At 38.5% G+C, this 15,664-nt stretch carries 11 protein-coding genes; 9 read left to right on the top strand and 2 right to left on the bottom strand.

Features of this window, described 5'->3' with window-relative positions; translation table 11 throughout:
- Window positions 1-12 precede the first annotated feature (12 nt).
- The 8 genes from NLF99_RS07910 (at window position 13) to NLF99_RS07945 (ending at window position 11,137) form a co-directional block, all read left to right on the top strand.
- Window positions 13-429: an EamA family transporter gene (locus NLF99_RS07910; protein WP_254527616.1), complete on the top strand. Its 417-nt coding sequence runs from the start codon at window positions 13-15 to the stop codon at window positions 427-429.
- Between the two features lie 440 nt (window positions 430-869).
- Window positions 870-4,007: a SusC/RagA family TonB-linked outer membrane protein gene (locus NLF99_RS07915; RefSeq protein WP_254527623.1), complete on the top strand. Its 3,138-nt coding sequence runs from the start codon at window positions 870-872 to the stop codon at window positions 4,005-4,007.
- A gap of 16 nt (window positions 4,008-4,023) precedes the next feature.
- Window positions 4,024-5,523 (top strand): SusD/RagB family nutrient-binding outer membrane lipoprotein, encoded by a 1,500-nt coding sequence (locus tag NLF99_RS07920; protein ID WP_254527625.1) that lies wholly within the window; start codon window positions 4,024-4,026, stop codon window positions 5,521-5,523.
- Between the two features lie 199 nt (window positions 5,524-5,722).
- A complete protein-coding gene (ubiE, locus tag NLF99_RS07925) occupies window positions 5,723-6,460 on the top strand; it encodes a bifunctional demethylmenaquinone methyltransferase/2-methoxy-6-polyprenyl-1,4-benzoquinol methylase UbiE (protein ID WP_185216776.1) in 738 nt (245 codons plus the stop codon).
- A 249-nt stretch (window positions 6,461-6,709) separates the two neighbouring features.
- The gene (locus tag NLF99_RS07930; protein ID WP_185212556.1) at window positions 6,710-8,314 is read left to right on the top strand and encodes a Na+/H+ antiporter; all 1,605 of its coding nucleotides are present in this window, start codon (window positions 6,710-6,712) and stop codon (window positions 8,312-8,314) included.
- A 56-nt stretch (window positions 8,315-8,370) separates the two neighbouring features.
- Window positions 8,371-8,820: a hypothetical protein gene (locus NLF99_RS07935; protein WP_254527626.1), complete on the top strand. Its 450-nt coding sequence runs from the start codon at window positions 8,371-8,373 to the stop codon at window positions 8,818-8,820.
- A gap of 316 nt (window positions 8,821-9,136) precedes the next feature.
- Window positions 9,137-9,322, top strand: coding sequence for a hypothetical protein (locus NLF99_RS07940; protein ID WP_185216778.1), 186 nt, complete (start codon window positions 9,137-9,139; stop codon window positions 9,320-9,322).
- A gap of 57 nt (window positions 9,323-9,379) precedes the next feature.
- Complete coding sequence (locus NLF99_RS07945; RefSeq protein WP_254527627.1) at window positions 9,380-11,137, top strand: hypothetical protein; 1,758 nt, start codon at window positions 9,380-9,382, stop codon at window positions 11,135-11,137.
- On the opposite strand, the gene NLF99_RS07950 is transcribed toward NLF99_RS07945, so the two are convergent.
- Together NLF99_RS07950 and NLF99_RS07955 are read right to left on the bottom strand one after the other, a co-directional pair.
- The gene (locus NLF99_RS07950) at window positions 11,134-13,083 is read right to left on the bottom strand and encodes a glycoside hydrolase family 172 protein (protein WP_254527629.1); all 1,950 of its coding nucleotides are present in this window, start codon (window positions 13,081-13,083) and stop codon (window positions 11,134-11,136) included. The two genes, NLF99_RS07945 and NLF99_RS07950, sit on opposite strands and share 4 nt — an antisense overlap.
- A gap of 194 nt (window positions 13,084-13,277) precedes the next feature.
- Entirely contained in the window at window positions 13,278-14,813 is a 1,536-nt protein-coding gene (locus NLF99_RS07955) for a glycoside hydrolase family 43 protein (RefSeq protein WP_254527631.1), read from the bottom strand.
- 222 nt (window positions 14,814-15,035) lie between these two features.
- Here NLF99_RS07955 and NLF99_RS07960 point away from each other — a divergent pair, with 222 nt between their 5' ends.
- Window positions 15,036-15,596, top strand: a complete 561-nt coding sequence (locus NLF99_RS07960; protein ID WP_254527633.1) for a biliverdin-producing heme oxygenase — start codon at window positions 15,036-15,038, stop codon at window positions 15,594-15,596.
- The last annotated feature ends 68 nt before the right edge of the window (window positions 15,597-15,664 follow it).

A 15,664-nucleotide genomic window follows, 5' to 3' on the forward strand; every position in this document is an offset into this window, starting at 1 on the left:
TATCTATTCAATATGTGGATCTTTTATGCATTACTTTCGGCCTTATTTGCAGCATTGACTGCTATTTTCGCAAAAATCGGAGTCACTCAAATCAATTCCAACCTAGCAACAGCTATTCGAACTGTCATTGTATTATTTCTGATCTGGAGCATCGTGTTAGTCAAAGGGGAGCTGAAAGAAATTGCAAATATCTCAAAGCAGAACATCTTATTTTTAATCTTATCAGGTATTGGAACCGGACTATCCTGGATATTCTATTTCAAAGCCCTGCAGATCGGCAATGTGTCTCAAGTTGCTGCAATTGATAAATTAAGCGTAGCCATTACTATTATCCTATCCATTATCTTCTTAAAAGAAGCACTCACAATGAAAACTGCAATTGGGGCCGGGCTAATTATCTTAGGCACCTTGGTTCTTACCATGAAATAGCGTTGGTTATTAAGGCATTATCAAGTGTAATTTCAAAAAATCAATCAAACTTGTTACAAAAAAATATTCAAATAATTAACTTATTGATTTTTAATTAATTAATAGTTTTACTGACAGAAAGAGTTATTTTATCAAAACTTTAATTAATTCCTAAAATATGATGGGTCAGACAACCATTCATCACAAAATAATTAGTTTTAACTAATATAAACCCCATATTTTCCAACTTTTACCAAAAAGGATTATATTCTTTTATTTATTAATCCAATTATCAAGTAGAGTATTATATTTTCTTAGTAATATTCCAATTTGTTTATAAATGTTAAAGTTTTTCTATATTTGACACAATCAATAATTATGAAATCAATAAGCCTTCACTTATTGAAAATGTTTAACAAATAGTATTACTAACAAAATTTATTTACGAACAACGAAGTATTATGAAACAAAGATTACTCAGCGTTATTCTGCTGTGCTTGCTATTCGTAGGAGTAGCAAATGCACAACTAAGGCAGGTAAGCGGTAAAGTGACTTCGGCCTTGGATGGCACCTCCTTAAGCGGGGTATCAATCCGTGTTGATGGAACGAATACTGCAACCCAGTCTGATGGTGATGGTAACTACACCATCGATGTATCTAGAGGAAATGCAACTCTTGTATTTTCTTATATTGGATATGCAACACAAAGAGTAGCAGTAGGTACCCAATCTACTGTAAATGTGCAATTAACCTCCTCTGACAACGAGCTTGAAGAAGTTATCGTAACGGCATTAGGGGTTAAAAGAGAAAAAAGAGAATTAGGCTATTCTGCTGAACAAGTAGATAGCAAAACCGTTAACAAAGCCAGTGCTGTAAACATCGCCAATGGTTTACAAGGTAAAGTTTCAGGATTGAATGTAACGACCTACAATTCTGGCGTTTTTGAAGATGTCCGCATCAATTTGCGCGGTATCAGATCATTGACAGGTAACAACAACCCATTATTGGTATTGAATGGTGTACAGATGGATATCAAATATCTTTCTTCCCTAAATCCAAATGATGTTGAAAATGTATCTGTGTTAAAAGGCGCTGCTGCTGCAGCAATCTATGGTCCTGATGCACGTAACGGCGTGATTTTGGTTAATACCAAGAGCGGATCTGAAAAAACTGACATTAATGTAAGCCACTCTACCCAATGGCAAAACATCTCCTTCTTTCCAAAATTGCAAAAACAATTTGGACAGGGTTACGATGGCATCATCGACCCAGTTGAGAACTGGTCATGGGGACCGGCTTACGATGGTCAAATAGTTGATATCGGCCCGCAATTACCTGATGGTAGCCAACAGACTACTCCTTATGTCGGTACAGATGAGCGCGAAAAATTCTATGACACTGGTGTCACTAATCAAACCAACGTATCTATAAACGCAAAAGACTTTTTCTTAAGTTTAGAAAACTCTGACATCAAAGGTATAGTACCTGGTGATAAAAACAGAAGAAATGGTATTCGCTTAAACGCAAAACGTGAATTTGGTATGTTCAGAGCAGGTGCTAACTTCAACTACTCGCAACAGAACTACAACACATTTAACCAATCGGGTCCAGAAAACTATTTCACAGCCCAAGGTACAGGTGGTAATGACGGTCTATTCAGCCAATTGATCAATACAGCTGCGCATATCCCCCTTACCAGCTATAAAGATTACAAAAACAATAAATTCGCGACTTACGAGAACTGGTTCACTAACTACGGCTTGAACCCATACTTTACCTTAGACAACTGGCGTACTTCTGGCAAAAAGCAGGATTTGATTACTAATATCGACCTTGGCTTAAAACCATTCGATTGGTTAGACTTCACCTACCGTGCAAGTTTAACGTCTAGAGGAATTGCAGAACGCGATCTTACCGTAGGTAATAAATCTACACCTTTCGGTGAATCTCGTGGCAAGACACCTATTCCTTCTTCATTAGAAGAATATAGCTATAACCAAACAATTTTAACCTCTGAATTCTTTGCTAATGTCACTAAACAAATCAATGATGATTTCAAATTCAACGGTATCTTAGGAACCTTTGTAAGACAGAATGAATACAGAGCGACAACTGTAGGTGCAGGCAACCTTGTAATACCAGAACTATATAACATCAGCATAAGGACCGGAAACTTAACCGGTAACTCCGACGGTTATAAAACAAGATTGTTTTCTACCTACGGAAGTGCTGGTTTTAATTACAAAAATTGGGCTAATTTAGAATTCACAGGCCGTTGGGACAAAACTTCAACTTTAGCTCCAGGAAACAATTCATACTTTTACCCTGGAGTAAATGCTGCAGTAGTGGTTTCAGATGCTCTTGACATCACTTCTGATTTCTTTAATTATTTGAAAGTTAGAGGTGCTTGGACCAATACCGCCAATTCAGACATTAGCCCTTACTTTCTTGAAGCAACATTCTCTCAAGCCAATGGATTCCCATTTGGTGTAGTTTCTGGTTTGACTGCCAACAATGAATCTTACAATTACAACCTTAAACCAGAACGTATCAATACCACTGAAGCTGGTTTTGAAGCAGGTTTCTGGAACAACAGATTAACGTTAGAAGCTACTTACTTCTTCTCGAAAAATACTGACCAAATTATCAGGGTGAGTACTTCAGAAGCTTCTGGTTATTCAAGAACAAATACCAATGCCGCTTCATTCAACAGCAAAGGTGTTGATTTTGACTTCAACTTATCTCCATTAATTAAATTTAATGATGGTGGTATCAGCTTCAGAGGAAATTTCCTATGGAACGATTCAGAAGTAACAAGCATCTACGAGGCTCAAGGATTGAACCAAAAAGAACTTGCTGTTGGTGGATATATTGCTGCAGGAAACTATGCAATCGTGGGTGAACCAGCATTTGTTATGCGCGGCACCGACTACGAGAGAGATGACCAAGGCCGCATCATTGTTAGTGAAGCTGATGGTCGCCCTTTCCAATCATCAACCAATGTAAACTTTGGAAGAACCCTTCCTAAATGGATAATCGGATTGAACCCATCTGTAAACTACAAAAACTTCAACCTTTCAGCGTTATTTGAATATAAAGGTGGCCACGTAACTTCATTCTTCGGATTAGGTTCTGCAATGGCATGGACCGGTGTATCTGAAGCTACAGCTTACAACAACCGCGAGCCCTTTATCCTTCCTAACTCTGTGATTGAAGATCCAAACAACCCAGGTTCATACATACCTAACACCACTGCAAAAATTGGTGAAAACGAACCTATTTACAACTACTATACAGGAGAATTCGGAAATACTGCATCTAATTTTATTGTAAGTGCAAACCATTGGAGATTTAGGGAACTGGCATTATCGTATGATATCCCTGAAGCATGGCTTTCAGCAAGACAGAAAACCCTGAAAGGTCTTTCTATCGCACTTGTCGGAAGAAATTTAGCTTTATGGCTTCCTAAAGAAAACAAATTCATGGACCCTGATTTTGACAGCATGGCTTCTGATTATCCGAACGCTTATGGTAATGTCAATGACACTTCAAACCCACCTGTTAGAAATTTTGGATTTACAATAAATGCTAGGTTCTAATTTAATCGAGAAGAAAATGAAACAAAAAATATTATTGGCAGTACTAGCAACTTCTTTAGTACTGTCGGGTTGTAAAGATAGTTTCTTTGATATCAACACCAACCCAAACAGACCTACGATTGCCTCTGTCACTCCTCAGTACATCTTACCGATGGTATTGAAGCAGACAGCAACAAGAATGGGAACTCAATACTCCTTTGCAGCCTCATGGACCGGATATTATGGTCGCGGTGCTAGTTATGGACCAAGTTTACCTTTGGAAAACTACAGTATCACACCTGCATTTCAGCAAGCTCAATGGGCTAATAGTTCAACCACTTGGTTTGATGTCCTAAACGACGCCGAATTAATGGCTCAAAAAGCGGAAGAAACCAATGAAACATTTTTCTTAGGTGTATCCAAGGTAATTAAGGCTATTGGTTTTATGTACCTTGTTGATATGTACAATAACGTTCCTTATAAAGACGCATTAAAAGGAGATGCAAATATTGCTCCCACATATGAAAAGGGACAAGACATCTATGCGGATTTACTTGTACAACTTGAGGAAGCAAGACAAATTTTCAAGGCTAACCCCGAAATTTCAGATGCAACAGCGACAGCAGATGTCCTTTTTGGAGGCGATTTAACCATGTGGAGAAAGCTGGCAAATACCCAATCCCTTAAATTATTGATCCACCAATCAGAGTTTGCTCAAAACCCTACTGCTGAAATTGCAAAAATTACGGCTGATGGCAGCGGATTTATTGAAGCCGGTAATTCAGCCAATTTAACCTTGAGCTTTGCCAATAACGACGGCCAAGTAAACCCTGTCTATATGTCTTATGTAGCAGATCAAAGTGGAATTGAAACAGACGCATTCAATAGAGTAAGTGCATATTTATTAGATAGATATGTATCAAATAATGATATCCGTTATCAATACCTTTTCGATAAGGCTGATGATCCTGTAGATCCTACCATTGAATATGTAGGTGCAATTTTTGGCGGACCAACCGTTCAAGGATTGTATTCTGCGAACCAATCTAGAGTAGTTGGACCAGGTATCGTTTCTTCTGGTTCTGACCCAATGTGGTTCTTTACATCTGTGGAGAGCTTATTCCTTCAAGCAGAAGCAACTCAACGCGGCTGGCTAACTGGAAACGCTAAAACTACATATGAAAACGCCGTATCGGAATCCTTCAAATGGCTAAACGTCAGCAATGCACAAACAGAAGCAGACGACCTTCTTGCGGCTTCAGCTAATTGGGATAATGCAGCCAACAAATTGGAATTGATCATTAACCAAAAATATCTATCCCTTCCTAGTATCAACAACTTCGAAGCTTGGGTAGATTACAGAAGATTGGGATTCCCTACTGACGTTCCTCTATCTGCTAATCCTAATATTCAAGGACGTAAGATCCCGCTTCGTTTGATGTATCCTCAAAGTGAATACAGCTACAACAATGCAAATGTAACTGCTCAAGGAGACATCGATCCACAGACCAGCAAAATTTTCTGGGACGTGAATTAATTTGCACAACCAATCTGAGTTAATCAGATTAAGAGTATAAAAGAAGATCAGCAGTAACCAAATGGTTACTGCTGTTTTTTTTCATTCATAGGGCAAGTAAATGCATGCTTCTCCCCTTCCTTATCCTTAGAATTTCCCTCCAAAAAGTCTGTTTTATCCCCGAATTAACTTACCTTTGGCAGATATTAAAAATTTAAGAATGAGCGACAACAAGATTATTCTTCCAGATCAGGCTTCTCAAGAGCAAAAACATGTACAGGTGAGAAAAATGTTCAATTCCATTTCCGGGAATTACGACAAACTCAACAAGGTCATTACTTTTGGCATGGAAAAAGGTTGGAAGAAAAATGTCTACAATCTTGTCGCAGCAAAAAGTCCCAATAAAATCTTGGACATTGCAACCGGAACCGGCGACATGCTCCTGCTTTTCGCAAATAGCAAAGCCTCGGAAATTATCGGAACGGATATTTCAGAAGGCATGCTGGCCGTAGCGGAAGAAAAAGTAAAACAATTGGGACTGGAAAACAGAATTAAACTAGATCAGCAAGACGCAGAGAACCTTGCCTTTCCAGACAATAATTTTGATGCCATCAGTATTACCTATGGAATCCGAAACTTTGAAAACCTGGACAAGTGCCTACAAGAGATATATCGTGTAACAGCAGCAGGTGGTCAACTTATCGTCCTTGAAACCTCCGTACCTCAAAATTTTATCCTGAAGTCAGGCCATTTAATCTATACCAAATGGGTAATGCCTTTATTGAGCCGTATGTTTAGCAAGGACAAAACCGCCTATAAATACCTTTCAAAATCCGCATTAAACTTCCCGTATGGCGAGGAACTAAAAAAACGCTTCGAACAAGCCGGATTCACCGACGTAAAGATAATGCCTCAATTTTTCGGTGCCTCAACCATTTACCAAGGAATAAAGAAATAAATCAGAAATAAAAGCTTCAAAAAAAGGATAGTGTCACAAAACACTATCCTTTTTTTATTGTTTAAAATATCAAATTTCTTAAATCATTTACATCACACTATTACAACCAAAAACCCCATTTCCCTGTCTAAATACTAAATACTAACTACTAACTACTAAATACTAAATACTATATACTAAATACTATATACTAAATACTATATACTAAATACTATATACTAAATACTATATACTAAATACTAATCTGCCATGCATACCCTACTACCCTTTATCCTGGTATTAATACTTCTGATCGTATTTTTAACCATTTTCGCCAATCAGCTTAAAATAGCCTATCCTATTCTTTTGGTTTTGGCAGGTTTGGCCATTAGTTTTGTTCCGGGTCTGCCCCTCTTAAAGATAGACCCCGACCTTATCTTCTTTGTCTTTCTACCACCGCTCCTCTATGAAGCCGCTTGGGGTGTCTCATTCAAGGAAATGAAAAAATGGTGGCGGATAATTGGAAGCTTTGCTTTTTTGGTGGTATTCTTCACCGCATTTCTAGTCGCCATCATATCCAATCAGATCATCCCAGGCTTCAGTTTGGCGTTAGGCTTTGTCCTAGGGGGAATTGTCTCCCCTCCAGATGCCGTCAGCACCGGGGCAATCACCAAATTCGTGAAGATCCCCAAATCAACAACTGCCATTCTAGAAGGCGAAAGCCTTTTGAACGACGCATCTTCCTTAATTATCTTCCGTTTTGCTCTGGTAGCAGTAGGAACGGGACAATTTATTTGGCAAGAGGCAGGAACGCAATTCCTATGGATGCTGTTTGGGGGAGTTGGCATTGGCCTTTTGGTGGCTCAAATCTTTATTTGGATACATAAACACCTGCGCACCGAAGCAGCATCTGATATTGCCCTGAGCTTGATCAGCCCCTACTTCATGTATTGGTTGGCAGAGCAGGCGCATTGTTCAGGAGTGCTCGCGGTTGTCGCAGGTGGTCTGTACATGTCCTCACAAAGGCTTAAGTACTTGGCAGCAAGCAGTCGGATCAAGGGGGCCTCCGTTTGGGAGAGCTTTGTATTTCTATTGAATGGAATGGTCTTTTTATTAATTGGACTGGACCTCCCCGAAATAGTGGCTGGAATCCGGGCTCATGGAACCCCGTTGGGAACGGCTATTGGCTACGGCATCATCATCACCATCGTATTAATTGCAGCTCGAATGATTTCGGCCTTTGCTGCCATGTTAGCAACCCTCATTTTTAGGCCCCAGATTGCGCATCAACAACAGTTTAGTACCCGAAGATGGTATACTCCGCTATTGATGGGCTGGACAGGTATGCGCGGCGTGGTCTCCCTGGCTGCGGCTTTGGCCATCCCTTTAACCCTTCCAAACGGCGAAGCATTCCCACACCGGAACCTTATTTTGTTTATCACCTTTGTCGCCATCCTATTGACCTTGGTCATACAAGGACTCACCTTACCTTATTTGATTGCTAAAACCCAGCCCTTCAAAGGCTATAAAAATGAAGAAGAAATGGAAGAGGAAAATAGACGGAACATGAAGCTCGGACTAAAATCCCATGTCTACAATTTCGTCAAGGATAGATATGAAAACCAACATCAAGGCGATGCAGCCATGGAAAGGATCTTGAAGTATTGGGAAGATCAATCCAAAGTTCAAGAACACAGTTGGATGAATGGAGTAAGCAAGCAGACCTTACTGGAAATCTTCGCTGAACAAAGGATATATTTGACCAACTTAAACAAAGATGAAAAGTATGATGAGGAATTGATACGTCAGCAGATCTATCAAATTGACCTAGAAGAAGAAAGAATCATCTTGGTTTTCAAAAGCCATTTGCCATAATAAAAATAACAAAACAGCCCTTAAAGCGTTTATTAGGAAACAATAAAATCAAACTTATGCCGACATTGGAACAAAGAATTGAAGAATTAAACAGACAATTTGGATTTAGGGAACATCCCGAAGACTTTAACTTTGAACTGAACCCTGAACGCATTGCCTATAAAAATGAAGCCCTACGAACCAAAAACCGGGACTTATATGCTTCCTACCTTGCAGATAATTATCCAAGGGAAATGGATAGGGAATTAGCAGATTTTGACCAAAAAGCCAATAACTTAATCCAGGTTAGCAAAGATGAGGCTGAACAGCTTTTTGCCGACAATAAAATCAACATGCTAAAAAGTGACATTAGTTTCAAGGACCCTGAAGCCATTTTTCAGATGAAAAAAGTAAATGAAGAAGACCTCAACTGGCATTTAGAAGGCCATGAAACAGATTTACTGAATGGCAACTCCAGACCTTATGAAGCCTTGGAAGGCAAAAGCAATATCTGGCTTTTAAAATAAACCCTCCCCACCTTTCCATACTAAAATACACACTTGATAAATAAAATCCGCAACTACTGCGTAGTTGCGGATTTTACTTTGTTACAAAAGAAAATAATTCCAAAAAATTATTTTCATACCCACAATTCCTTAAAAACCACGATTATATCCTAATAAACCAAATAAAGCTTACTACATAAAAGTTAATTTTATTAACATAAATATATGTTGGTTATACATTTACTTATTTATTTAAACAATACAATATATTTTCGCTCACATTTTTAATTATTTAGTTAATAAACACACAATAACTATTTCTTTGCAAACAAATAGCATGGACCACAGCACTAACAAAAAGAAAGTTTATGTCAAGCCAATTATCCTCATCGAAGAATTCGAATTAGAGGAAGGGATTGCAGTCGGATCTTATAATATTAAGACAGGAGGACCTTCAAATGAACCTAAAGTAGAAGATTGGGACATGAACACAGATGGTAAATTCAAGAATTTTGATCTATAAATTCTTAAAAAAAACAATTAAGAACCAAGCTCAAATTAAACCAATACTTAATTTAACATGATAACAGTTAATAAGACCTATTTATTTCATGCTATTTTCCTGATTTTTATCTTAACTATACTAGCATGTAAAAAGCAAACTGGAGAAACAGAGAAACCTAACCCTTCCAAAGAAAATTCACTTCACTTTAGAATTCAAGGTGTCCAAGACATCAGTGAACCTGAATTGAATCATGATAATAGTAAAGCTTCAAATAGTGTTACAGCAAGGAGACGAAAGATTGCAGCAGAAAGTGAAATCGTAAGTTTAGATGGTATTGATGCCATTATGAAGGTAACAGAGGAAATACCCAGCCATTACCCAGATAAGATGGAAAAGAAATCCCTCACGGTAAAGAACAAACAGTCCAGAACTTCGGGCAATGGAAATTTTGCCCGCGCGATCTCCCAACTGAAAAATGGTGTGCGATATAAAATTGTACTATATAAAGCTGATCCTAATGGCAAGCCAATCGAATTTGTTGACCAAGCTGATGGTCAGGTTGGTGGTACGGATGTTTCCATTGAAGCATACAGAAACACGAATTATCGATGGTATGCATATACTTACAACAACAACAGTCCTTTAGAAGTATTTACAGCAAATCAAAACAGCCTACCAGTAAAACCTTCTGGAAACAATAATTTATTGAGGCAGGACTTTGCTTATGCTACTGGCCTCATAACTACTGGCAATGTCATCGATGGCAGTAGCAGCATCAACAACATTGTCTTGACCAGGAAAACCGCTCAGATCATCGTTGAAATTAACTCTAGGGGCATGTTCGGCGCAATAGCTTATGCCAGCCCTCGATTCAAGGACAACTCAGGTCTTAGCAGAGCTGATTTCAGATTAATCGATAGCAGTTACCAGAACCCAAGTACTATGATAAGTGCCTTGAATGTCTATAACCATCATGGTTCTGGTTTTTCCGTACCAGTGGGAACTGATTCTGTTCCAGAACCAGATTGGAAAAGAAGATACACCTTTTATACAGTTGCTAATGGAACTGCACCTGTAAACTTGGTTGTTTCTTTGGACACCCTTAAAATAAAAAGCGAGCGACTTTCTGAATATGGTGACAACCCTTATTATTTAGAAAGAGAGTTTTATAATCGTGCATTCAGTTTCCCAAATTTTATCCCTCAACCTGGAAAAAGTTATTTTATTTCAATCAAATTGGTTGAATCTGCTATTCCAATTGGTAATACCATGTGGGCTAGAGCAAATGTGTACCGAAATATTAAAAGCCCTAGACTACCTGGCAATTTTTATGAATACAGATTCCGATATGACAACCCTATTTTCAATTCGACCGATGATGTCCCCCACATGACCGATATGTTTACCAATGATATCTACAATATAGGTGGCAAGAACATCTGTGAAAGAATCTATCCAGAAGGAGTTTGGGATTTACCAACAAGAGATGATTTCAATCAATTGGATGATTATTCCAACAAAGAGTTACAGACTGTAGGCTTAAATTGGTATACGAGAATAATCCCACAAAATCCTACATCCTTATCAATCGGATATGTTGATGGGTATCTTAATTTTGTTCCAATGGGTTACAAAAGAATCAGCACAGAAGGATTTAGTCAATATTTCCCTAACAGTTTAAACTTTATGCAAACAAAAGGCTATTGGAGAACCAAGGAAGCTGCTGTATTTGCACAGTTCAATTACAGTCTCATGTCCAGAAATTATATCAATACCGGAAATTATACAGCGAATTGGAATGCTTGCATCCGATGTGTCAGAAAAAAAGGTTAATCGCCGATTTTTTCCAAAAATATCCGATCTAGCTCAAATTCATTACCTTTCTCTCCCTGCTTCCGGACGTGAAAGGTAATGGAATTGGTTTGTTTCGTGATCTTAATAGTTCCCATTTCTACCTTCTCATTCAATTTCTCTTGTGCAGCTAGGCTTGACTTCCAATCTGCAATTAGCTTTTGCCTTTGCCAAATGGCGAATTCAGCCCCATTTTCCTTCTCAAAATAGGAAATCGACAATTTATACTCGCCTTCTGGAACATCAGTGAGCATAATTCGAACGGTATGATGCCCATCAGAACGCATCCTTAATCCACGGTCTTGCTTGACTTCTGCCCCACCACCAAGTGTTACTTCCATCAACTGTGGGAAATACTCATGAACCGTTGGCAAATAAACCTGACGAAGTGCATCTGTAGGCTCAATTTTTGAACGCAAAGGTTGGGCAGCATAATACATGGCGATAGATGTATAATCCACTGGAAACTCATTACCTTCTGGACCATGCTCTATAACATGGTCAATCTCCTTTTCAAAAGGCATTTTATCCGTCATGAAAAAACGATAGGCCCCTGTCCTTCCCATTGGCAAACTATAATCCAGTGATCCATGGATGGGCAAACTTATCCCACGGTCCCATCTGTCCAACAAAGCATACCAGCCCCCATTATAATAATCTTCTGAACCTGTTCCATGCAACCTTTGTTTCCCATCGATATGGGTGACATCATCCCCCTCAAAGAACAAGGTCATGCCCGGCCTTAAGCCTTGAGCCAGATGAATGGTCCCTACATAATGACCCTTTCCATTAGTTTTTAAAAATTCATAATATTTACCTGTCTCTGGCTTTTCCCTTCGCCATACCGCATAAAACTTCCCTTCTTTCTCCTTTTCTCTTGCCTCATCTGTATAGTAAACCTTAGTTTTGATTGATATGGGCGCTTGTTCCAGATTGGCTCTTTTCTTATAGACCATTTTCAGTTCAGCAGATCGGTCAAAAGGCATAGGCATATAGCTATAGTTTAGGTTTCCCTTACTCCCCATTAATAGACCCCGCATAGCTTTTTTACCATAGGCATATCCAAAGAAATCAGCAACCGGAGCATAAACAGCTTCAATTTTTTCATCATCCCATATTGCAGACAATACAATATCTTTTTCCATCCCTTCAAATGATGTCCCTGCATCCACTTCCAGCCCAACAATCCTTCCACCCTTATTTGCTTTAAAAAAGTCAAGTTCTTCACCTGGGTTGATTACAAATGTCTTTTCTACGACCTGAATACCCGCTGACTTGCCTTTAGCAAATAGATCGGCACCTGGATCCATACCCATATAAATTTTACTTAGCTCCTCAATCTTGGCCTTTTCGATTGGCGAATAGGTCCCGGTATAAGATTCAACTTTTCTATCAGGCATTTGCCTATTCTGGATCTGTAAGAACAGGATTTTCTCCCCTTCAAAAACTATTTTCAACGACTTCTTATAAGGAATGGGAAGATAGGTAAAATAGCCCCCGACCTCATTCCCAGAAATTCCCTTCACAAATGGAAAAACATTCCCTGAAAAAAGATCTGAAAAACGGATCCTCAACCTAGCTTCTTTTTCACCATCAAAATAGAAGGCCAGGGTATCATCGGTTGGGGTCGGTGTCCAAATTCTATTGACAACACCCGATCCCTTAAAATCTGCAATGACCAAATGATTCCCTTCTTTTCGGATAAAAGAATAGGCTCCTCCAAATCCATCATCGTTTTTACCTGTCCGATCATAACTTGATATTTGTTCAATATATTCGCCGGTCCTATAGGATGGAAGTAAATCAGGACGGATTAAATTATCCAACTCCTCAACAAAACTATACGGTGATTTTTGCGGAAATGCCGGATGACTGTTTAAAACAATAAAAGTAATGGCCAAAATTGACAGGTAATAAGCTCTTTTCATGGCAATGGATTTTGAAAATTAAACTGCTGTTTATAAAGGTATTAAACGTTTAAGCTACTCTAAGATAAAGAAAATAACATAAATTAGACCCTCTTTCCAGAATAGCAATTCGTCAAGATTGTACTTAATTGTACGGAATCTGGATACAAAAACGCCATTTTACCTTTTAGGATAGAATGGCGTTTTTATATGTTTTAATAAGTTAAGGACAGTTCAGTAAATACTGCTTTTTTATTGGAACCACCTTTGACTTGCAGGCCTGGCCTTGGACTACGGTCCCAAGGTGCAAGTTCCTTAAGGTTAAAGCTGCTTGCATCGTTTATTTCCATAACTTTCCAAATATCTTCTTGAACCGAAAAGGATGCCGTACAGCTAAGATCATCTTTTGTCTGAAGCCTTAGGGAAATTTCTTTCGTATTCCCTGGAATTTCTTGGCTAGAAAGGATCTTGTACTCCTCCCCACTTGCCTGCCATACTATAACTTTCTTTCCTTGAACAGATAGACCAAGAGCACGATCTTTATCTCCATAGATCACTACCCCTTTCAGAAGTTCTTGATCCGACTTCAATAAATCCAATTTGGCAGTTAGGTCGTATTTCTTGCTTGCAGGCCTCCAAGTTAACACAGACCCAACTTCATTTGCTTTTATCTCAGCAGCAGATAGTTCCAAGCCCGTTGAATTCAATTCTATTTTAGGAATAGCATTCCTAAAATCCCATTGCCCAAACAAAGCTGATCGTTTAATATTCTTGAAATCCAAACTGAAACTTGATGATCCATCTTCACTATCATTTTTTATGAAATCAAAAACAGGCTTATTTTGATCTGACCATTCCAACTTTGCCAATAAACCTTGCCTTCCAGTAAAGACCGTCCCATCTTGGCTATAACCATGAAATAGGTAATAATAATCTCCTTTTTTGTCGGTCACAAAAGTACCATGACCCATGCATTTCCATCTTTCGTTGCTTCCTAATAGCACAGACTCACCTACATCTTCATATGGTCCTCTAATAGTTTTTGAGCGAACCGCCTGTACATGGTAATCACATCCTGGACCGCAGCATGCTCCAGCAGAATAAAACATATAGTAATACCCATCTTTCTTAATAAAACTCTGCCCCTCTATACCAATTTTTGCAGTATCTTGTAAAATAGAAAATGGTTCGCCCTCAAGCTTCATACCGTCCGCTGAAAGTTTACTGCCCAATAACTCTATAGGTCGCTGATCAAGACCATAGGCTTTCCAGGTCATGTAAAGATCCTTACCATCCCTGACAACAAATGCATCGATAGACTCGGTTCCATAATCTACAACAATCCCTTGATCGACAAAACCTCGATCCGGAAATTTGGAAGTTGCAACCCCGATACAGGAAACTCCATCTGACTTACGCTTTGCGGAGTAATACACGTAGTAAGTCCCATTCTGATAAAAGTATTCTGGTGCCCAAAAGGAAGATGCGATCCAGTCAGGAGTTTTTTCAAAAACAAAACCCACCTGTTTCCATTCCCTTAAATCTGTCGAGGTATAAATGGGCAAATGGGGAGCCCACTCACTGGAAGTTCCCACTGCATAATATTTTCCATTGGCTGATATGACGCTAGGGTCTGCAAAATCACCAACTATTCTTGCTTGGTTCTGTGCCCTTAATGGCGAAGAAATGAAAACAGCAACAATCAGGAAAATACCTGCTAATATTCTTTGAAAAGTTAGTTCGTAATTCATAAGGTTTGTATTGATTAACTGCAAAATAGCAAATAATTCACAGCCAATCAAGGCTTAGCTAAATTGTTTAAGCCATCTATATATGAATGCAATGAAAGATTATTATTGAACGCAATTTCCGCATCCAAATTGTAGCTTGCGGAATCTCCGTAATCCTTTTTTTACATCCTAAATACAATTAATGCCCTAAAAATTGGTTTATTTATTAAACACATAAAAATCATGCTAAGTAAAATTATCAAGGAAGAAACTAAAGGGTCTCACCAAAGGCTTGAAGCTAAAATGGTTAGAATAATCAAAAAAATTAAAACTGAAGCTGAATATGCGACCTTTTTAAAAAGTTTCTACGCTTATTTCCATGCCTTAGAACAAGAAACCGGAAAATTCATTAACACCGAAATATTACCTGACAAAGCCATGCGCAGAGATTCTTCCTATATTCTAGCAGACATCCAAAGCCTTGGGTTCGATTTAAGCAGCCTACCTCCAGCAGAAGCGCCCAAAGTTGAAAATACATTGCAGGCATTAAGTTCATTCTACGTATTAGAAGGATCCATCATGGGCGGCCCATATATCGTTCAAATGTTAAAGAAAAATGGCATCACAAAAGGCTTTTCATTTTTCGAAGGCTATGGGGATCAAAGTGAAGAAATGTGGAAAAAATACACTGATGCATTGAACAAATTTGCTTCAGACCCTTCTCAAGAAAAGTCAGCAATTGATATTGCCAATCAAACATTTGATAATTTTGAGGAAGTTTTTATGGCTGAAATAGAAAAATAGCGAATAAATAGAACAGTCTTAGAACTGGTATTTTTGGTATATTTATTTTTACATCTTTATCTTCTAAC

The sequence above is a fragment of the Sphingobacterium sp. LZ11T8 genome (assembly GCF_024261425.1).
Classification (GTDB): domain Bacteria; phylum Bacteroidota; class Bacteroidia; order Sphingobacteriales; family Sphingobacteriaceae; genus Sphingobacterium.

Bases quoted from the DNA above. Each gene is read 5' to 3' on its own strand.
- NLF99_RS07940 (WP_185216778.1), top strand. From the start codon at position 9,137: ATGGACCACAGCACTAACAAAAAGAAAGTTTATGTCAAGCCAATTATC.
- NLF99_RS07960 (WP_254527633.1), top strand. From the start codon at position 15,036: ATGCTAAGTAAAATTATCAAGGAAGAAACTAAAGGGTCTCACCAAAGG.
- NLF99_RS07910 (WP_254527616.1), top strand. From the start codon at position 13: ATGTGGATCTTTTATGCATTACTTTCGGCCTTATTTGCAGCATTGACT.
- NLF99_RS07950 (WP_254527629.1), bottom strand. From the start codon at position 13,083: ATGAAAAGAGCTTATTACCTGTCAATTTTGGCCATTACTTTTATTGTT.
- ubiE (WP_185216776.1), top strand. From the start codon at position 5,723: ATGAGCGACAACAAGATTATTCTTCCAGATCAGGCTTCTCAAGAGCAA.
- NLF99_RS07920 (WP_254527625.1), top strand. From the start codon at position 4,024: ATGAAACAAAAAATATTATTGGCAGTACTAGCAACTTCTTTAGTACTG.
- NLF99_RS07955 (WP_254527631.1), bottom strand. From the start codon at position 14,813: ATGAATTACGAACTAACTTTTCAAAGAATATTAGCAGGTATTTTCCTG.
- NLF99_RS07915 (WP_254527623.1), top strand. From the start codon at position 870: ATGAAACAAAGATTACTCAGCGTTATTCTGCTGTGCTTGCTATTCGTA.
- NLF99_RS07945 (WP_254527627.1), top strand. From the start codon at position 9,380: ATGATAACAGTTAATAAGACCTATTTATTTCATGCTATTTTCCTGATT.
- NLF99_RS07935 (WP_254527626.1), top strand. From the start codon at position 8,371: ATGCCGACATTGGAACAAAGAATTGAAGAATTAAACAGACAATTTGGA.
- NLF99_RS07930 (WP_185212556.1), top strand. From the start codon at position 6,710: ATGCATACCCTACTACCCTTTATCCTGGTATTAATACTTCTGATCGTA.